15 protein-coding genes and 4 tRNA genes are annotated in these 20,622 nt (G+C 31.2%); 13 read left to right on the top strand and 6 right to left on the bottom strand.

The window, feature by feature from the left end; genetic code table 11:
- Positions 1–45: 45 nt before the first annotated feature.
- Both BCHRO640_RS02600 and BCHRO640_RS02595 read right to left on the bottom strand, forming a co-directional pair.
- Positions 46–118, bottom strand: a tRNA-Lys gene (locus BCHRO640_RS02600).
- Between the two features lie 24 nt (positions 119–142).
- A tRNA-Val gene (locus BCHRO640_RS02595) sits at positions 143–216 on the bottom strand.
- 164 nt (positions 217–380) lie between these two features.
- Between BCHRO640_RS02595 and gltX the strand changes: the two genes are divergently transcribed.
- Both gltX and BCHRO640_RS02585 read left to right on the top strand, forming a co-directional pair.
- Positions 381–1,787 (top strand): glutamate--tRNA ligase, encoded by a 1,407-nt coding sequence (gene gltX, locus BCHRO640_RS02590; RefSeq protein ID WP_015344749.1) that lies wholly within the window; start codon positions 381–383, stop codon positions 1,785–1,787.
- Between the two features lie 177 nt (positions 1,788–1,964).
- A tRNA-Ala gene (locus BCHRO640_RS02585) sits at positions 1,965–2,037 on the top strand.
- Between the two features lie 209 nt (positions 2,038–2,246).
- Here BCHRO640_RS02585 and BCHRO640_RS02580 read toward each other — a convergent pair.
- Positions 2,247–3,437: a NupC/NupG family nucleoside CNT transporter gene (locus BCHRO640_RS02580; protein WP_015344748.1), complete on the bottom strand. Its 1,191-nt coding sequence runs from the start codon at positions 3,435–3,437 to the stop codon at positions 2,247–2,249.
- A 334-nt stretch (positions 3,438–3,771) separates the two neighbouring features.
- Between BCHRO640_RS02580 and BCHRO640_RS02575 the strand changes: the two genes are divergently transcribed.
- Entirely contained in the window at positions 3,772–5,007 is a 1,236-nt protein-coding gene (locus BCHRO640_RS02575; RefSeq protein WP_015344747.1) for an Nramp family divalent metal transporter, read from the top strand.
- A 411-nt stretch (positions 5,008–5,418) separates the two neighbouring features.
- Here the strand turns inward: BCHRO640_RS02575 and BCHRO640_RS02570 are convergent.
- The 3 genes from BCHRO640_RS02570 to prmB all read right to left on the bottom strand — a co-directional run bounded on the left by BCHRO640_RS02570 (position 5,419) and on the right by prmB (position 7,805).
- Positions 5,419–5,490, bottom strand: a tRNA-Arg gene (locus tag BCHRO640_RS02570).
- 296 nt (positions 5,491–5,786) lie between these two features.
- Complete coding sequence (gene aroC, locus BCHRO640_RS02565; RefSeq protein WP_015344746.1) at positions 5,787–6,866, bottom strand: chorismate synthase; 1,080 nt, start codon at positions 6,864–6,866, stop codon at positions 5,787–5,789.
- Positions 6,867–6,890: 24 nt separating this feature from the next.
- The gene (gene prmB, locus BCHRO640_RS02560; RefSeq protein ID WP_015344745.1) at positions 6,891–7,805 is read right to left on the bottom strand and encodes a 50S ribosomal protein L3 N(5)-glutamine methyltransferase; all 915 of its coding nucleotides are present in this window, start codon (positions 7,803–7,805) and stop codon (positions 6,891–6,893) included.
- A gap of 809 nt (positions 7,806–8,614) precedes the next feature.
- Here prmB and fabB point away from each other — a divergent pair.
- The 10 genes from fabB (at position 8,615) to nuoF (ending at position 20,579) form a co-directional block, all read left to right on the top strand.
- Complete coding sequence (gene fabB / locus BCHRO640_RS02555) at positions 8,615–9,829, top strand: beta-ketoacyl-ACP synthase I (protein ID WP_015344744.1); 1,215 nt, start codon at positions 8,615–8,617, stop codon at positions 9,827–9,829.
- Positions 9,830–10,052: 223 nt separating this feature from the next.
- Entirely contained in the window at positions 10,053–11,177 is a 1,125-nt protein-coding gene (locus BCHRO640_RS02550; protein ID WP_015344743.1) for a 4-phosphoerythronate dehydrogenase, read from the top strand.
- A 524-nt stretch (positions 11,178–11,701) separates the two neighbouring features.
- The gene (gene truA / locus BCHRO640_RS02545) at positions 11,702–12,487 is read left to right on the top strand and encodes a tRNA pseudouridine(38-40) synthase TruA (RefSeq protein WP_015344742.1); all 786 of its coding nucleotides are present in this window, start codon (positions 11,702–11,704) and stop codon (positions 12,485–12,487) included.
- Between the two features lie 351 nt (positions 12,488–12,838).
- The gene (accD, locus tag BCHRO640_RS02540) at positions 12,839–13,723 is read left to right on the top strand and encodes an acetyl-CoA carboxylase, carboxyltransferase subunit beta (protein ID WP_015344741.1); all 885 of its coding nucleotides are present in this window, start codon (positions 12,839–12,841) and stop codon (positions 13,721–13,723) included.
- A gap of 66 nt (positions 13,724–13,789) precedes the next feature.
- Positions 13,790–15,064, top strand: coding sequence for a bifunctional tetrahydrofolate synthase/dihydrofolate synthase (gene folC / locus BCHRO640_RS02535; protein ID WP_015344740.1), 1,275 nt, complete (start codon positions 13,790–13,792; stop codon positions 15,062–15,064).
- A 733-nt stretch (positions 15,065–15,797) separates the two neighbouring features.
- Positions 15,798–16,211 carry an NADH-quinone oxidoreductase subunit A gene (gene ndhC / locus BCHRO640_RS02530; protein WP_420021790.1) on the top strand — a complete coding sequence of 138 codons (414 nt, stop codon included), beginning with the start codon at positions 15,798–15,800 and terminating at the stop codon, positions 16,209–16,211.
- Positions 16,177–16,887 carry a NuoB/complex I 20 kDa subunit family protein gene (locus tag BCHRO640_RS02525; RefSeq protein ID WP_015344738.1) on the top strand — a complete coding sequence of 237 codons (711 nt, stop codon included), beginning with the start codon at positions 16,177–16,179 and terminating at the stop codon, positions 16,885–16,887. The genes ndhC and BCHRO640_RS02525 overlap by 35 nt, the downstream gene beginning before the upstream one ends.
- A 50-nt stretch (positions 16,888–16,937) precedes the next feature.
- Positions 16,938–18,716: an NADH-quinone oxidoreductase subunit C/D gene (gene nuoC / locus BCHRO640_RS02520; RefSeq protein WP_015344737.1), complete on the top strand. Its 1,779-nt coding sequence runs from the start codon at positions 16,938–16,940 to the stop codon at positions 18,714–18,716.
- Positions 18,717–18,729: 13 nt separating this feature from the next.
- Positions 18,730–19,251 (top strand): NADH-quinone oxidoreductase subunit NuoE, encoded by a 522-nt coding sequence (gene nuoE / locus BCHRO640_RS02515; protein WP_015344736.1) that lies wholly within the window; start codon positions 18,730–18,732, stop codon positions 19,249–19,251.
- The gene (nuoF, locus tag BCHRO640_RS02510; RefSeq protein WP_015344735.1) at positions 19,248–20,579 is read left to right on the top strand and encodes an NADH-quinone oxidoreductase subunit NuoF; all 1,332 of its coding nucleotides are present in this window, start codon (positions 19,248–19,250) and stop codon (positions 20,577–20,579) included. The genes nuoE and nuoF overlap by 4 nt, the downstream gene beginning before the upstream one ends.
- The last annotated feature ends 43 nt before the right edge of the window (positions 20,580–20,622 follow it).

Below are 20,622 nucleotides of genomic sequence, written 5' to 3'. Positions count from 1 at the left end.
TAGTAGTCGATGAAATTGTTAGTGTGATAGAAAATAAACAATTTTTGGGTCGTGCAGGATTCGAACCTGCGACCAATTGATTAAAAGTCAACTGCTCTACCTTCTGAGCTAACGACCCCAATTAAAATTTAGAACGATAAAATAGGTGATGGCGGAATCGAACCGCCGACCCTCTCCTTGTAAGGGAGATGCTCTGCCAAACTGAGCTAATCACCTTTTCTGTTGAATTGAATTATATGGATTCATTGATACGAGTCAATGGGTTTTTATAAAAATAGAGATTTTTTTAATTGTATTTTATTAATGTGAAAATCAAATTTCATTTTGTATTGACTTAAATGAAAATTTAATGATTATCTACAGTCAGGTACTTAATTTTTATGAATATTAAAACTCGATTCGCACCCAGTCCTACAGGTTCCATACATATTGGAAATATTCGCACTGCTTTGTATTCTTGGTTGTTTGCTCGAAAGCAAGGTGGTAAATTTTTATTACGTATAGAAGATTCTGATTTGCAACGTTCTATAGATGATACAGTTGAGCTGATTGTTGCAGGGATGCATTGGCTTAATTTAGATTGGGATGAAGGTCCTTATTTTCAAACTAATAGGTTTAGTCGTTACAATAGTATAATAAGTTATATGATTCAACATGATATGGCTTATAAGTGTTATTGTTCATCAGAAAGATTAGAATCGTTGCGATCAAATCAAATAAAAAACGGAGAAAAACCTAAATATGATGGTTATTGTCGTTTTAAATCTACGGATGTATATAGTTCTTGTATTAGTTCTTATGTGGTACGTTTTTGTAATCCTCAGGACGGCGTAGTAATATTTCATGATCAAATCAGAGGTACAATTACATTTAATAACAAAGAATTAGATGATCTAATTATTCGCAGAGCCGATGGTTCTCCAACGTATAATTTTTGCGTTGTAATAGACGATATGGATATGCAAATTACTCATATCATACGAGGTGAAGAACACATTAATAATACTCCGCGTCAGATTAATATTTTAAAAGCATTGCGAGCTCCGATACCAACGTATGCTCATGTCTCAATGATATTAGATAATAATTTAAAAAAATTGTCAAAACGCTGTGGAACATTGGGTATTATGCAATATCGTGATGATGGATTTCTCCCTGAAGCAATACTTAATTATTTGGTAAGATTGGGATGGTCGCATGGAGATCAAGAAATTTTTAGTATTGCAGAGATGATAAAATATTTTGATTTGAGTAGAATTAGCAAATCTCCTAGTATTTTAAATCTTGAAAAATTACTTTGGTTGAATCATTATTATATTAATCATTTACCAATAGACTACGTAGCTTCCCATTTATCATGGCATATGCATCAGCAAAAAATCAATATACAAAATGGTCCAAAATTAACTGATATAATAAAATTATTTGCAAGACGTTCACGTACATTAAAAGAAATTGTAAATAATTGTCTATATTTTTATATAGATTTTGATTTATTCGATAATAAGGCAGCCAAAGATTATTTAAAACCTGTTTCGATAACACCATTAAAATTTTTAAGAAAAAAATTCAGTAATATAGTTGATTGGACACCAGAGATTATTAAATCTATAATTATAGAAACCGTCAATGAATTTAATACTAGCATAGATAAAATAGGTATGCCGCTTCGTGTAGCATTAACTGGAACAAATTGTTCACCAACGCTCAGTATTACCGTGCATGCAATTGGCCAGTCTCGCGTATTAGAGCGTATTGATCAGGCTATACGCTATATTTCGACATAGTATTAGATGGGAATATAAAAATAATAACTGTTGTGCATATACTTATTTTAATTATGACGTTAAGGTCATATCGGCTAGAATATGGAGTTTTAATAGTTATTGTTATTCAATAAAAGCGCAAAAATATCATCGGGATTATTTTTTATATAAAACAGAGAAACAGAGGATATTGATAACGGGGCTGTAGCTCAACTGGGAGAGCGCTTGCATGGCATGCAAAAGGTTGGCGGTTCGATTCCGCTTAGCTCCATTTATTTTCTTTATATTTTATTATTATGATATGATTTTTAAATCACATAATATTAATGTATGTGTGTTTTTATTTTTTGTTTTATGAGATTTATTTTGATTGTATTAATAAAAAAATTATTTGCTGTATGCAATCTAGATTATTAGAAGTTTTTATCTCTAAATAATATTAAATATCTTGATTTATCATTTAATAGTTAGCAATAATCATCATATAAGTAAACCAACTATTGAAGCAGATAGCATATTGATGAGTGTGGAGCTATATATTAGTTTAAATCCGAGATGTTGTGAAATCATATTACCTTGTGTTTTATTAAGTCCTTTAATAGCACCTGCAATAATACCAATAGATGAGAAATTAGAAAATGAAACCAAGAAAACTGATGTTATTCCTACAGCTTGAGGCGATAAATCACTAGAAATGTTTTGTAGGTTTATAATTGCAATAAATTCATTAGAAATTAATTTAGTTGCCATAATACTGCTGACTGGTAGTATTTCATCAGTAGGTATACCCATAATCCAAGCGCAAGGAAAAAAAATATATCCTAAAATTTCTTGTAAAGATGTATTAAATAATATTTTAAATGTGAAATTAAGAGCAGAAATGAGAGCGATAAACCCTATCAACATTGCAGCAACAGTAACAGCTATTTTGAATCCAATTAAAATATATTCTCCTATAATTTCAAAAATATTTTGATTATTGATGTAAAAATCGGTGATGTCTATATCTTTTTCTTTATCTACTACATAAGGATTCAGTAATGATAATATGATAAAAGCACTAAACATATTTAATATTAATGCCGCTACAACATATTTTGGAGCTAGCATGGTCATATAAGCACCAATTATGGAAAGAGACACTGTAGACATGGCAGTTGCTGCCATGGTATACATTCGTGGTGCAGGTATTTTTCCTATAATATTTTTATATACTATAAAATTTTCAGATTGCCCTAAGATCAATGAACTAACAGCATTAAAAGATTCTAACTTTCCCATGCCATTAATTTTGGATAAAATAGTTCCAATTATTCGAATAGAAAATACTAATATATGAGTATATTTTAAAATACCAATTAGCGCGGAAATAAAAATTATTGGACAAAGTATGTTTAAGAAAAAAGTAGCTAATCCCTGTGCGTGCATTCCTCCAAAGATAAAGTTTGTTCCTTCTGATGCAAAAATTAATAGTGTATCGAACAAAGTACATAATTTTCGTATGGAATTTGATCCTAATTGGGAATGTAAAATAAAATATCCAAATAAAATTTCTATTATTAATACTTGAAAAATAAAGCGTACACGAATTTTTTTTGGATTACTACTGACAATCAGTGACAGAATTACTATCGTAGTAAATCCTAAGAAAAAATGAAAAATGCGAGACACAATTTTTACTCCAGCAATATTGCGCAGAAATTATTTGTATTATTCTATATACAACAGAAATTCAATAAATTTATTTGTACATCTTGTAATTCATTAAAAACTCTATTTGTACGTTATAGCATCATAGTTGTTACAAGATAATTAATGGATTTAAAAAAAATATAATTTAAAAAGTTAGCCTATGCTATACTTATTTGTATTCAAAACGTAACTATCTATAGTGAAATTAGATCTTCAAATTCGATCTCTAATTATATACCCATTATAGTACAATTACTTTATTTAATGTATATAAAATAAGCTCGAATAAGATGATTCTATAAGGATTATCAGTATGCTAAATGAGCAAGATTCAGTGACGGAACATCGTTCTAGAAGAAAAATCAAATTCGCGTTGCTTGGTCCTGCTTTTATAGCTGCTATTGGGTATATCGATCCTGGGAATTTTGCAACTAATATACAAGCTGGAGCTACTTTTGGTTATCAGTTACTGTGGGTTGTAGTATGGGCAAATATAATGGCTATGCTAATTCAATTACTTTCTGCAAAATTAGGTATTGCTACTGGTAAAAATTTGGCAGAACATATTCGAGATCAATTTCCAAGATCAGTGGTATGGATGTATTGGATTCAAGCTGAAATTATTGCTATGGCTACAGACTTAGCAGAATTTATTGGAGCTGCTATTGGATTTAAAATATTGCTTGGTATACCCTTATTACAAGGTGCATTATTAACGGGTTTGATTACTTTTTTAATTTTAACTTTACAAAGATACGGAAAAAAACCATTAGAATTTGTTGTGGGAGGTTTATTATTTTTTGTTGCAATTGCTTATGTTATTGAACTTTTTTATTCGAAACCTAAATTTATTATGTTAGGTATGAGCATGTTACTTCCAATACTTCCAAATAGAGAAGCAGTTTTTTTGTCAGCAGGGGTGTTAGGTGCTACAATTATGCCACATGTTATTTATTTACATTCTTCTCTTACTCAGGATAAGAGTATAACCGCAAGTAGATCGGAGCGATATTCTTCTACGAAATTGGATGTCGCAATCGCAATGACTATTGCTGGCTTTGTAAATCTATCTATGATGGCTACTGCAGCAGCGGTGTTTCATTATGGTGGATATACTGGCATTTCTAATTTAGATGAAGCTTATTTAACATTGTCTCCTTTGTTAAATCATACTGCTGCTATAGTTTTCGGTTTAAGTTTAACAGCAGCTGGATTATCTTCAACAGTAGTAGGTACTTTGGCGGGTCAAGTGGTCATGCAAGGATTTGTTCGTTTTCATATTCCTTTGTTGTTGCGTCGTGTTATTACCATGCTGCCGTCATTTATAGTTATTTCTTTTGGAATTGATTCCACACGTATTTTAATAATGAGTCAAGTACTACTTAGTTTTGGAATTGCACTTGCGTTAATACCGTTGTTAGTATTCACTGGAAATGTTAAATTAATGAATGAATTAGTGAATTCTTTATGGATTAAATTGATTGGTTGGTTAATAACAATAGTGGTAATAATTTTGAATATATATTTATTAATTGGCATTATTATTTGATAAATCAATACATTATATAGGTGATTGCTTTAAAAATTTTCTGTTTTATCGCGTCGTGGTTCACTATGTATGTTTGCGTTATTATTAAAATTTGTTTTAATTTAATTAAATAAAATTTATTATAGATTTATATGTAGAAGTAAACATTATTTATAAATTATTTTGTCTCTATTTTAGAAAAAATAGATAATTATTAATTATTTAATTTTTATAATTGTTTATATTTATGTGTTTATCACATAAATATATCTTACTATTATGTATTGTTGTATTTAATAGGCAATTAGGGCATGGAAATGTCTATTTTAAAGTTGTAAATTTAATAGAAACAAGATTGTACATGGTACTGTATTGTACATGTATTTTAAGTGTATTTAATGTCGAGTTAAATATGCTTATATAACTACTGTGTGTCTTCGACAGGAATCGAACCTGTAATTAGCCTTTAGGAGAGGCTCGTTATATCCTTTTAACTACGAAGACTTGTTGATCATATATTCAAATTGTTATTATTACATTCTAATAAACATACATTTATATATGTTATTTGGCGTTTTTTGGATACTGTAAAATGATAGATGTCTTTATATATAAAAAAGATATACATGGTATAGAACTGTTTTAAAATGTACAATTTGTTAAAAAATAATTTTATTGATTTAATATACATGACATTATATCTACTTATGATTTGATTTTGCATGGATAATTGTAAAGATATTGATCGTGGTTTTGAGTTATACATACATGTATTTATTTTTTTTAGTTTAATCCTATATTTAGTTTGGATTATTATTATATTTTTCACATTGTGCGCGTTGTCTAAGTAGATGATCCATTACAACAATGGCGACCATAGCTTCTGCTATAGGTACTACTCTAATTCCTATGCAAGGATCATGTCGTCCTATAGTAACGACCTGTGTTTCTTCATTTTCACGTGTAATGGTTTTCCCTGGTACTGTTATGCTTGAGGTTGGTTTAATGGCTATATGCATGATTATTGGTTGACCATTGCTAATTCCGCCTAATATTCCTCCTGAATTATTGCTGTTAAATCCATCTAATGTCATTTCGTCTCGATGTTCGCTACCATGTTTAGTAATAACTGAAAATCCATCTCCAATTTCTACTCCTTTCACTGCATTAATACTCATCAATGCATGAGCTAAATCAGCATCAAGTCGATCGAATACAGGTTCACCTAAACCAATTGGTATATTTTCTGCTATTACTGTTATTTTTGCGCCAATAGAGTCTCCAGATTTTTGTAAATTATTTATTAATGTATCTAATGCGGTTAATTTTTCAAGATCAGGACAAAAGAATGGATTGTTATTGACTTGCCGCCAATCTTTTAAATTACAATGAACATCGCCCATTTGTGCTAAGAATCCACGAATTTTTATATTTTTTTTATTAAACAGATATTTTTTAGCAACAGCTCCTGCTGCTACACGTACTGCTGTTTCACGTGCTGAAGAACGTCCTCCGCCGCGGTAATCTCTAAAGCCGTATTTTTTTTCATAAGTATAATCAGCATGCCCAGGTCGGTATAGATTTTTTATTTTTTCGTAATCTTGAGGTCGATGATCAGTATTTTTAATGATTAATCCTATACTAGTGCCCGTTGTTTTTCCATTAAAGACACCAGATAAAATTTCTACCGTATCTAATTCTGATCGCTGACTAGTATAGCGAGAAGAACCCGGGCGTCTACGATCTAGGTCGTATTGTAGATCTTTTTCTGTTAAAGGAAGACTTGGGGGTACTCCATCAATAATACCACCTAATGCAGATCCATGTGATTCTCCAAATGTTGTAACTCTAAAAAATTGCCCAATACTATTACCAGCCATTATTAAAATTTCCTTAATTGTTGATTATTCAGTGTTGTTAAAAGATAATAATTGCTTATAAGTTAACATAAATACACCTTCTCCTCCGTTAGAAAGACGCAACCAACGAAATGGTATATTTGGATAACGCTCTATTAATGCCATTTTAGTGCTGCCTACTTCGCATATTAAAGTTCCATTTTTATTTAAATGATGTATAACGTTCATTAATATTTTTTGAATTATCTTTAATCCATCATTATCTGCAGATAATGATATCACAGGTTCATAATGAAATTCTTTCGGTAATTTATATATATCCGAATTCTTTACATAAGGAGGGTTAGTTATGATTAAATCGTATTTTAATTGCGGCAAATTGCTAAATAAATCGGAATGAATAGGGAAAACACGATGTTCTAAATTATATAGTTTTATATTATGTTCAGCTACTTTTAATGCATCGATAGAAATATCTACTGCATCTATTTCAGATTTTGAGTAAATTGTAGCAATTGCAATAGCGATACATCCGCTGCCAGTACCTACATCAAGAATACGATATGGGTAATAGGGTAATAGATCATTAAAACATGATGTAATTAGCTCTCCAATTGGAGAGCGAGGAATAAACACTCGTTTATCTACATAAAACTTTAGACCACAAAACCATGCTTGATAAGTTAAGTAAGGGACTGGTATGCGTTTATTGATGCGATAGTTAACTAACTGGATTATTTTAGAGCGCTCTCTTGAGGTTAAATGAGCTTGGTATATTTGGGTTGGAATATTTATAGGTAAATATAAACTAGGTAGTATTAAATGTAATGTTTCGTCCCAAAAATTATCAGTACCATGCCCATAAAAAATTGGGTTAGCATTAAATTGACTGCTACTCCAGCGTAATATGTCTAATATAGTATTAATTTCTGTCAGTTTTTCCTTAGTTGCGTTTTTCATAGATTGTAATTCCTGTGATTATATTCATATATAGATCTTATAAAGTTATTGTATTTGAAAGTGTAATTTGTTTTATAATTAAAAATTAAAGTATTATATTTTTGTAATTTATGTGCAGACATGTACATATGAGGATATTGGTGTTATTAGATAGTTGAATAAATGTATATCATGAGTATGGATATCATATAATTATGTATTCGTGTTTATTGATTGTATATATAGATATTTTATATATGATTTTGTACTTTGTTGTAGTTATATGTTGATTGTAATTTATTACACTAACTAAGTTAAGCATATGCAATTCAATTGCATTGAATATGTTTTGTAATTAATACAACATTTTGATTTTAAATCACTACCAATTGTAAATATATGTTTATGTTTGTAGTGAGCTATAATTGTTGTGTTTATATTTTTCATAAATGTGTTACGATTTTTTTGTGCTATGAGATGTAGTGCTATTTATTTTGAAACAGTATACTTTGATGATTAAATCACATTATATATAATTATATTGGTATGCGCTTGATACTGTCATATATTATAACGGTATAAATAATTATTAAATCGCAAAATAATACAATTTTGTATGTTGGATTACAATTTAAGGGGATATGTCCTGAAGATCAGTAGAATATTCTTTTAAAATATTTATATAAGTAATGATTTGTTTTTTAAATTATTGAGTTCTTTCTTATGTTAATAATTTTTACCGTACGATTTAACATTTTAAGTAGATATGTTTAAGGTTTAGTACGATTTTGGTATTGCAAAACATTATTATCATGAGGTATATAAAAAAAATGAAACGCGCTGTTATCACTGGTTTAGGGATTATATCAAGTATTGGAAATAATCAGAATGAAGTTTTGGTTTCTTTAAAAAATGGTAGATCTGGAGTCACTTTTTCTCAAGAATTAAAAGAATCTGGCATGCGCAGTCATGTTTGGGGTAATATTAAACTGAATACATCAGGATTAATTGATCGTAAGATTGCTCGTTTTATGAGCGATGCATCTATTTATGCTTATTTATCTATGGAACAGGCCATAATAGATTCTGGATTATCTACAGGTATGGTTTCTAATGATCAAACAGGATTGATTGTCGGGTCTGGGGGGGGATCTCCACGTAATCAAGTTTCTGGATCTAATGGAATGCGTTTGCGTGGTTTGAGAGGAGTGGGTCCTTATATGGTAACTAAATCTATGGCTTCAGGCGTATCAGCATGTTTGGCTACTTCTTTTAAAATTCGAGGGGTCAGTTATTCTATCAGTTCCGCTTGTTCTACATCTACACATTGTATCGGAAATGCGGTTGAATTAATTCAATCAGGAAAACAATCTATTATTTTTGCTGGAGGCGGAGAGGAATTATGTTGGGAAATGGCTTGTGAATTTGATGCTATGGGTGCATTATCTACGAAGTATAATATGACACCAGAGAGAGCATCTCGTCCTTATGACATTAATAGAGATGGATTCGTAATTGCGGGAGGCGGAGGGATAGTTGTAATAGAGGAGTTAACGCATGCTTTAAGTCGTGGAGCTTATATTTATGCAGAAATTGTTGGGTATGGAGCTACGTCTGATGGATGTGATATGGTTGCTCCTTCTGGAGAAGGAGCAATTCGATGTATGAAAATGGCATTAAGAAATGTTGGCGGTTCGATAGATTATCTTAATGTGCACGGTACATCAACTCAAATAGGTGATATTAAAGAAATTTGGGCTATCCGTGAAATTTTTGGTGATCAACATCCTTCTTTTTCTTCTACTAAGTCAATGACTGGGCATTCATTAGGTGCCGCTGGAGTTCATGAAACTATTTTTACTTTATTAATGTTAAAACATAATTTTATCGCTCCGAGTATTAATATTGATCATTTAGATCCATATATGAAAAATATGAGAATTGTTATTAATAATCCTGTTTATCGTAAATTGAAAACAGCCATGACTAATAGTTTTGGGTTCGGGGGGACAAACGCTACATTAATTATGAGTAAATATTCCTGAATGTTTTGTTAATATTTTGGTTATATAAGGTTTTTAGTGTCGTACATTGTATTTTATACGCATAAAATACAATGTTTAGTTTTAAATGTGTATATTCAGGGCATTGAGGTTTAAACCGATATTGTACTTGTATGATCGGGTATGACGAAATCATGCAATCGTGGTGAGTGGTTATTATGATTATTTTAATCTTTACATATAGTAATTTGTTTGGAGTGTTAATTTGAGAATTTTGGCTGATAAAAATATACCACATATTTTTAAATTATTTGGTTTACATAACACAGTGACAATTTGTGAAGGGCGTGGCATTTCTGCTAAAGATGTAAGAGATATTGATATTTTGATAGTACGTTCAGTGACAAAAGTCAATAAACTATTATTAGATGATAGTTCCGTAAAATTTGTGGGTACTGCAACCGCTGGAGTTGATCATATTGACCAAAATTATTTAAAAAAATATGGAATTAATTTTGTTTATGCTCCAGGAAACAATGCTGTAGCAGTAGTAGAATATGTTTTTTCAGCATTACTTTGGCTGGCGCAGCGTGGTAGATTCTTTTTGCGTGACAAAATTGTTGGAATTGTGGGAGTAGGACATATTGGTAGTTTGTTGAATGAGAGATTACGTAACTTCGGTATACATACTTTGTTGTGCGATCCGCCATTAGAAAAAATAAACTCAAGTAAACCTTGGAAGTCTTTTGAAACATTAGTTGCTGAAGCAGATATTTTAACTTTTCACACTCCTTTAATTTATTATGGAGATTATCCTACATGGCATATGGTTGATATTGATGTGTTAGAGGCGTTGCCTTCTAATCGTGTTTTAATTAATACTTGCCGAGGTTCTGTAATAGATAATAATGCCTTACTAAAAGTTTTAGAAAACGGTAAAAAATTAAACGTGATATTGGATGTATGGGAAACAGAGCCAGAATTATCTTTACCTCTTTTATCTTATGCGGATATAGGGACCCCTCATATTGCTGGATACTCTACTGAAAGCAAGACACGCAGTATTCTACAAATATATAATGCATATTGTAATTTTTTTAATATTTTTAATGTAATTAATTTATCTGCGTTGGATTCTCCTGTGATTTATTATTTAAGAGTTCAGCAAGAAATCGATGAAATGTTGTTACATAAATTGGTTAAATTTGTGTATAATATACAATATGATGACGTTATATTAAGACGATTTGCTGCTAAATCAGGAGGATTTGATAAGATACGTAAACATTATTTAGCTCGTAGAGAGTGGTCTTCATTACGCGTAGAAACATACATAGATTCTAATAATGAAATATTAACTAAGTTGGGTTTTAATATATGTTGTGTGTAAAATTATATTTGCATATGTGTTGTATTGCGTCCATGTTTACTAGTTTTTGTATTATAATGTGCATATTGAGTGATTGGGTAATTGAGTGAATTATAACTGTATTTTTAGGGTAAAGAGTTTTTTATATACAAGCATTTTTTAAGGATTATTGTTTGTATATGTTGAAAAGTGTTTTATGTGCAATTTATTATGAGTGAGGTATATCTACTTTTATATATAGTAGATAAGAGTTTGCATTTTTTGTTAATCAGAATGCCATGTAATGTAGTCTATTGATTTTTTTATTAACAGTTATTGCGTGCTGATTTTACGATATTTTTATATTGCAGATATAGATTATGAACCATTGTGTTTTGTGGTTCCATTATCTTTGAAGTTAATTAAATTGTATTGTATGTGTATGTATTGTTTTTTTAATATAAAATATCAGTTATGTATCTTTATATTTAATTGGAACTCATGTAAACAGTATTAATCTCATATAGATTCATCACATATAATAAATTAATAAAAGTTGTAGTGTAATGCAGAAATTAGCTTTAGGTATTGAATACGATGGGTCTTGGTACTGCGGTTGGCAAAGACAAAGAGATGTGCCTAGTATCCAGAGTTATATAGAAAATGCTATAAAAAAAATAACATCTGAATCAGTAACGGTATTTTGTGCGGGAAGAACCGATTCTGGAGTACATGCTTTGGGACAAGTTGTTCATTTTGAAACTTATTCTTGGCGCTCAAAATCAGCTTGGACGTTGGGTATGAATCGTTATTTGCCGTCAAGTATTTGCGTGCGCTGGGCTAGGTTAGTAAATAAAGACTTTCATGCTCGATTTAGCGCCATTTCTCGTCGTTATTGTTATATTATTAATAATAATTGCATACGATCTGCTTTGTTATTTAGAAAAACTTGGCATTATAAAAAATATTTAGATATCAATAAAATGCGTGATGCTGCTCAGTATTTATTAGGAGAAAATGATTTCTCTTCGTTTCGTGCAGCAGGGTGTCAGTCATATTCAACACGAAGAAAATTATATCATATACGTATCATACGCAAAGGGCAATGTATTGTGATAGATATTAAAGCTAACTCTTTTATGTATCGTATGGTACGAAATATTGTAGGTAGTTTAGTAAAAGTTGGTTGCGGGGAGCAACCAGAAACATGGATTGCAGAGTTGTTAGAAAATTGCAATAGATCACTAGCTGGGGTAACAGCTCCAGCTAGTGGTCTATATTTGGTGGAAGTTAAATATCCTTCAGATTTTTCTATCCCTTCTTCTTTCATCGAAGAACTGTGGCGCGCATAAATATTTTTCATTTTGTATTACATTATTATCATATTTGTACATATTTCTTTCTGTGAATCTGTGTTCTAATGAGAAATGAATTATTTGTTTATAATCATTTTTATAAGATGTCTTCATGCGATTGAATTATTTTTATTATATATTCTCAAAATATGTATATGAAAATAATTATATATGATATATATTTGATATACCGTATTACTATTAATGAGGCGGTAGTTTTATTAAGCTATATTTTTAATAATGGATTTATTTTTTATAAATAATTTGTGAACATGGAATTATTAATGTTTAAAGTATATGAATATATGTTAAGTATACTTAATTTCGTTAAAAATTTAAAGGTTAAAAATGAGTTGGATTGAACGAATTTTTAATAAAAGCACCATTATACCTACCAGAAAAATAGATATTCCAGAGGGAATGTGGACTAAGTGTGATAATTGTGGTCAATTGTTATATAAAAAAGAGTTAGAACGTAATTTAGAAGTGTGTCCTAAATGCGATCATCATATGAGAATTGCAGCGAGGGTACGTTTATTTTCTTTTTTAGATAAAGGAAGTACATCTGAATTAGGAAGTGAATTTGAACCCAAAGATGTTTTAAAGTTTAGAGATTCAAAAAGATATAAAGATCGTTTAATTTCAGCACAAAAAATAACAAAAGAAAAAGATGCATTGATAGTTATGCAGGGTACTTTATATGGCATGAAGATTGTTGCTGCTTCTTTTGAATTCGCTTTTATTGGCGGATCGATGTCTTCTGTAGTGGGAGCTCGTTTTGTGCATGCAGTAAATCAAGCCTTAAAAATTAAGTGTCCGTTAGTTTGTTTTACTGCAAGTGGTGGCGCTCGTATGCAAGAAGCTCTTATGTCTTTAATGCAAATGGCGAGAACTAGCGCCGCTTTAGCTAATTTACATGAACGATGTTTACCATATATTTCTGTTTTAACTAATCCTACTATGGGAGGAGTATCTGCTAGTTTAGCTATGTTAGGAGATCTGAATATTGCTGAGCCAAAAGCACTTATAGGATTTGCTGGGCCTAGGATTATTGAGCAAACAGTTCGAGAAAAATTACCGTTGGGATTTCAACGTAGTGAATTTTTGTTGGAAAAGGGGTCGATTGATCTAATTGTACGTAGACCAGATTTGCGATTTAAAGTAGCAGGGTTATTAGCCAAGTTAACTCAACAACCAATACCAAAAGTTGATTATAGACATTGTGTTGAATAGATATCTATATTTTTATTAATTTATATCCATGATAAAATACTACAATAATTAAAATTGTTGTAAAATATGAATAAAATTTTTCATACTCCCACCGGGCGATCATCTCTGGGAAAATGGCTGCATTATATTGAATCTTTAAGTCATGTATTAATTGATTTAAATCTCGATAGGGTACGAAAAATAGCTACTAATCTTGGTTTAATGCATCCTGCAGAGTATGTTATACTAGTTGGAGGTACAAATGGTAAGGGCACCACATGTTGTTTATTAGAAACTATTTTATTAAATAATAATAATACGGTTGGTTTATATACTTCTCCTCATCTACTTTCTTATAATGAACGGATTCGAGTGTGTGGAAGAGAGCTTCCAGATAGTATTCATATTGAAGCATTATCTGTTATAGAGTCCGTACGTCATCATATTGCATTAACTTATTTTGAATTTATTACTTTGTCTGCTTTGTATATATTTAAGCGAGCTAAATTAGATGTAGTAATTCTTGAAGTTGGATTAGGCGGTAGATTAGATGCTACAAATATTGTCAACCCTGATATTTCTGTGATTACTAATTTTGCAATAGATCATACTGATTTTTTAGGTATAAACCGTGATATGATTGCGCAGGAAAAATCCGGTATTTTTCGTTTTAACAAACCAGCAGTAATTGGGGAAAGTTGTTTTCCGGTGGTTGCGCGCAAAATGGCGCAATATTGTGGAGCAATGTTGTTTGCGCGTGGGAGGGACTGGAATTTTCGTGTTTATGGAAATAAGTGGATTTGGTGGGAGTGCTCTAATGATTATAAATTATTATATGATTTACCGTTACCTATAATTCCAATAGAAAATGCCGCTACAGCGTTAAGTGTATTATATTGGTTACCTTTTTTGGTGGATAAAACAGCAATAAGCTATGGGTTGCAAGTAGCTACGTTGCCAGGACGTTTTCAAATAGTTACTCGCAGACCGATTGCAATATTAGATGTAGGGCATAATCCTCATGCTGCTAATTATTTAACTAAACGATTACCTGGCCTTCTTAAAAGAAGGACAGGTAAAGTGAGAATGGTCATAGGAATGTTAAAAAATAAGGATATTCAAGGTACCATATATTGTTTAAGTCATTTGGTTGATGTCTGGTATTGTTCTGATTTAAATGTCCCGTTTTCTGCAAGTTCTGTAGAATTATTTGATTGTTTGTTGCATTGTAATGTTCAAATATTTAGTAATATATTAGATGCTTGGAATCAAGCTGTATTAGATGCATCATTTGATGATTGCATTTTAGTATTTGGATCTTTTCATGCTGTCAGTCCAATTATGAGAAATATAATGAAGTAGTTATAAATTTATATTTTGTGTATATTCTGATTAGTGTTAGGAATATGATGGTCTTTGATATTTTTGTTATTAAATAGTTTACATTAATTATGTAATATTAATATAAGTAGAAAATAGAAAATTAAAAACTAAGGATCTTAGGTTGTTAGATATTTTAATTGTATAAAATTGTATGTGTCAAAAAATTTATCGCAAATTAATTAAATAAATTTAAACAAATTTTTTTTTTATGATTTTGTGATTATTTATTTGGAAATTGCATTTTTGAGAGAATACTATCAATAGTATTTTGAATTTTAGTTAATTTAATTAAGATTTAATACTTATGATCGCTGTAATATATATTATATATGTTTTATATATAATATATATTCTGTGCAAGAATACACTAATTACTATATAGTATACAGAATTATATTGTCAACTGTGTTATATAATGCAGTATGTGTGGGGTTTTTTATCATTTTTTAATTTTAACTTGTACTAAATCAAAATGGCTATAGTAAATAGTTTGATAGATTCATGAAATAAATTATTAAGTACGTCGTCATGAGTGCATTTTTAATGCAACGTGATAGTAAAAATTTGAATGTTTATGTTTTATAGTAGTTAAAATTATAATTTAATGTAAATGTAGTGTTTAATAATAAAAAAGCAGGTATATAATTTGTGTGATATTTATCATTGGGGTTTAATAGCATTTATAGTTGGTATCTTGTTTTTATGTATTTTTATGTTGTCTTGTGGATATTTTCTGGGAGGATGTTCAAGTTCACATTCTAAAAATGTGCCATTTGAGTCGGGAATTAAATCTATAGGGAATGCTAGAATACAATTCTCTGTTAAATTTTACTTAATTGCGATGTTTTTTGTAATTTTTGATGTAGAAGGAATATATGTGTATGCTTGGGCTATATCTGTACGAGATGTAGGTTGGATAGGGTTTAGTGAGATCTTTATTTTTATTTTTATTTTATTAGTAAGTTTAATATATTTGATACGAATTGGTATGTTTGATTGGATAGAACAATCATCACGATATGTCCATTGTGTAGATTTTTTTGATATTGATACTTCGAGATATTTAAAAAAAGTAATAAAAGGTAGCAGATATGAAATATACTTTAACGACAGCTCGAACAGATAATAGTGAAGATGAGCAATATCCTCTTCAAGAAAAGAAGATTGCGACAGATCCGTTAGAAAAGAATATTCAACGGAATGTTTTTTTTGGAAAATTAAGTGCTTTTTTACATAAAATTGTTAATTGGGGGCGAGGCAATTCTTTATGGCCTTATAATTTTGGATTATCCTGTTGTTATGTTGAAATGACTACCGCGTTTACTGCAATACATGATGTTGCACGGTTTGGTTCAGAAGTGTTACGCGCCTCTCCTCGTCAAGCGGATTTTATGGTTATAGCGGGTACTCCGTTTCTTAAAATGGTGCCAGTAATACAACGATTATATGATCAAATGTTAGAGCCTAAGTGGGTGATTTCTATGGGGGCTTGCGCGAATTCCGGAGGTATGTATGATATTTATTCTGTGGTGCAAGGAGTGGATAAATTTCTTCCTGTGGACGTCTATATTCCTGGATGCCCACCTAGACCTGAAGCGTATATTCAGGGGTTGTTATTATTAAAAAAGTCTATTAATGAAGAACGACGTCCACTTTCTTGGGTGTTGGGAGATAAAGGGATATATAGAAAAAATATGGAGTCAGAGCGTCAACGTAAACGTAATACTCGCATAGCAGAAACTGTTTTATCTTCTCCAGATGATGAACTTAATATATATTCAAAACAAAATGGTGAGGTATAATCAAGATTTTTAAGAGTTTTTGTGATAATTGTCATTAGTTGGTAGATATTATGTGTAATGATTCTACAGGTATTTCTTTAGTTAAAAATATTTACCCGATATTAGATGATTTATTCTCCGTATTCAGTTCTGTAGATTTTGTGCTACAACCTACTCATACTGGAATTTTAATAATTTGGATTAAACGTGAGATGGTAATCTCGGTGTTGACATTTTTAAAAACAACATCAAAACCGTATATTATGTTATATGATTTGCATGGCATAGATGAAAGGTTGCGCATACATCGCGAAGGATTGCCAGAATCAGATTTTACAGTGTTTTATCATTTAATTTCCATATTACGTAATGATGATATAATAATAAAAGTTCCTTTGCTAGAGCAATCTCTATACATAGACACAGTAGTGTCTGTGTTTGTAAATGCGAATTGGTATGAACGGGAAACGTGGGAAATGTTTGGAATTCATTTTAATAAGCATCCTAATTTAACACGTATAATTATGCCAAAAAACTGGAATGGATATCCGTTACGCAAAGAATATCCAGCTCGTGCTACAGAATTTAATCCTTTTATTCTTACGAAACAAAAGGAAGATTTAGCAATGGAAGGATTATTATTTAAACCCGAAGAATGGGGTATGCATAAACATAGTAAACATGAAAATTTTATGTTTCTTAATTTAGGACCTAATCATCCTTCAGTGCATGGAGTATTTCGTATTATTTTACAATTAAATGGAGAAGAAATTATAGATTGTGTTCCAGATATTGGTTATCATCATCGAGGTGCTGAAAAAATGGGAGAACGACAAACTTGGCATAGTTACATTCCTTATACTGATCGTATTGAATATTTAGGGGGCTGCGTCAATGAAATGCCCTATATTTTAGCTGTTGAAAAACTTGCTGGAATTACAGTACCGGATAGAGTAAAAGTGATCCGAATTATGTTGTCTGAATTATTTAGAATTAATAGCCATTTGTTGTATATTAGTACTTATTTACAAGATGTAGGTGCTATGTCTCCAGTTTTTTTAGCGTTCACTGACAGACAGAAGATTTATGATGTTATTGAATCAATTACCGGATCTCGTATGCATCCTGCATGGTTTCGTATTGGGGGGGTTGCTCACGATTTACCTAGAGGTTGGGAGTATTTATTGAGAAAATGTCTTGACTGGATTCCACATCGCGTTTCTTTTTATGTTAAGTCAACATTAGAAAACAGTATATTTAAAAAACGAGCGTGTGGTATTGGCGCATATAATGCCAAGGATGCATTAGATTGGGGAGTAACTGGAGCAGGATTGCGTGCTACCGGCATTGAATTTGATATACGTAAGTCACGTCCTTATTCTGGATATGAAAATTTTGATTTCGATGTACCAATAGGAAATGGAATCAGCGATTCTTACAGCCGAGTAATGTTAAAAGTAGAAGAAATATATCAAAGTGTACGTATTTTGGAACAATGCTTGCAGAACATGCCAATAGGCCCATTTAAATCAGATCACCCTTTAGCAACTCCTCCTATGAAAGAATACGCCCTACAACATATAGAGACTCTTATTACTCATTTTCTGCAAGTATCATGGGGTCCTGTTATTCCAGCTAATGAGTCCTTTCAAATGATTGAAGCCACAAAAGGTATTAATAGTTATTATTTAATTAGTGATGGGAATACTATGAGTTATCGTACTCGTATTCGTACCCCTAGTTTTCCTCATCTACAGCAGATTCCACATGTTATTCGTGGTAGTTTAATATCTGATTTAATTGTGTATTTAGGTAGTATTGATTTTGTTATGTCTGATGTAGATCGTTAATAAATGGAGCAATATGAGTAATATTAAAATTAATGATATGTCTACTAGTTTAACTAGTGATGGTTTTTTTCAATTAAGTCAAGAAGAATGTAATGCTATTCAAGAAGAATGTACACATTATGAAGATATGCGCGCCGTTTCTATTGAAGCGTTAAAAATTATTCAAAAAAATCATGGGTGGGTACCAGATGAAGCAATTATATTGATTGCTAAAATATTATGTATTTCTGCCGCTGATCTAGAAGGTGTCGCAACATTTTATAATCAAATTTTTCGTCAACCGGTAGGTCGTCATATCATTAGGTATTGTGATAGCGCGGTATGTTACTTGGTTGGGTGTGAAAAAATCAAAAACACTTTAACATATCTGTTGAATATTACAGTGGGTAGTACAACTTTAGATAATCGCTTTACCTTATTGCCTACTTGTTGTTTAGGTATTTGCGATAAAGCTCCAGTCGTTATGGTAGACAAAGATATTTATCCTCATATAGTTCCGGAAACAATTACAAAATTGTTAGGACAGTATTTATGAGCAATACTTATGATGTTAGTGCAGAAAATAATCCACTTACATGGAGAATGCGTGACGATAAACAACCAGTATGGTTGCATGAATATAAATCTAAAAATGGGTATCGAGCTGCGTATAAAGCAATTACTCAAATGTCTCCAGAAGAGATCATTGAATTAGTTAGAAATTCAGGTTTAAGAGGTCGTGGAGGTGGGGGGTTTTTTACTGGAATAAAATGGTCTATGATGTCTGAAAGTAAGTCAGTCTGCTCTCGTTATTTAGTGTGTAATGCAGATGAAATGGAGCCAGGAACTTATAAAGATCGATTTTTAATGGAACGATTGCCTCATTTATTATTAGAAGGTATATTAATTTCAAGTTATGCTTTAGGAGCGTCACGAGCGTATATTTTTTTGAGATATGAATACATAATTGTTGCGAAATATTTAACTCGCGCTATAGCCGAGATTAAATCAATTGGATTGATTGGTAAAAACATATTGAATAGCGAGTTTAATTTTGAGTTATTCTTGCATACAGGAGCTGGAAGATATATTTGTGGAGAAGAAACAGCGTTGATTAACGCTTTAGAAGGGCGTCGAGCAGTGCCGCGTGCTAAACCACCTTTTCCAAGTCATGTAGGATTGTGGGGAAAACCTACATGTGTCAATAATGTTGAGACGTTATGCAATATTCCAGGAATTATTGAGCATGGGACCACTTGGTATCGGAACATTTCTTCTAAAAAAAGTAATGATTCAGGTACAAAATTAATGGGATTTTCTGGGCGAGTCAAAAACCCAGGGGTTTGGGAGCTACCTTTTGGTACGACTGCTAGAGAAATTTTAGAAGATTATTCTCGAGGCATGTGTCCTGGTTTTAGTTTAAAAGCATGGCAACCTGGGGGTGTAAGTACAGATTTTTTAACTACAGATCATTTAGATACACCTATGGATTTTGATAAAATTGCTATTTCTGGTAGTAGATTTGGAACTGGTATGGCAATAGCGATAGATAATACTGTAAATATGGTGTCTTTAGTGCGTAATTTAGAAGAGTTTTTTTCAAGAGAATCTTGTGGTTGGTGTACTCCTTGTAGAGATGGGTTACCGTGGATAGTAAAATTGTTGATTTCTTTGGAAAATAAAGACGGCAGACCTGGAGACATAGAATTATTAGAGAAATTGTGTTGTGTACTCGGACCTGGAAGGACTTTTTGCGCTCACGCCCCAGGAGCTATAGAACCTTTGAAAAGTGCTTTAAAATATTTTAAAAATGAATTTGAATTGGGTATTCATGAATTTTATAAAAAGGAACCGAATCGTATTATTTGTGTGCAAATTAATTAAAAAACTTTTTATCAAAAAAATAAATATAAACATTTATATGTTT

This window comes from Candidatus Blochmanniella chromaiodes str. 640 (assembly GCF_000331065.1).
Taxonomy (GTDB): domain Bacteria; phylum Pseudomonadota; class Gammaproteobacteria; order Enterobacterales; family Enterobacteriaceae; genus Blochmanniella; species Blochmanniella pennsylvanica.
The sequence above is the reverse complement of the archived record's forward strand: the minus strand, read 5'-3'. Positions and strand labels throughout refer to the sequence as shown.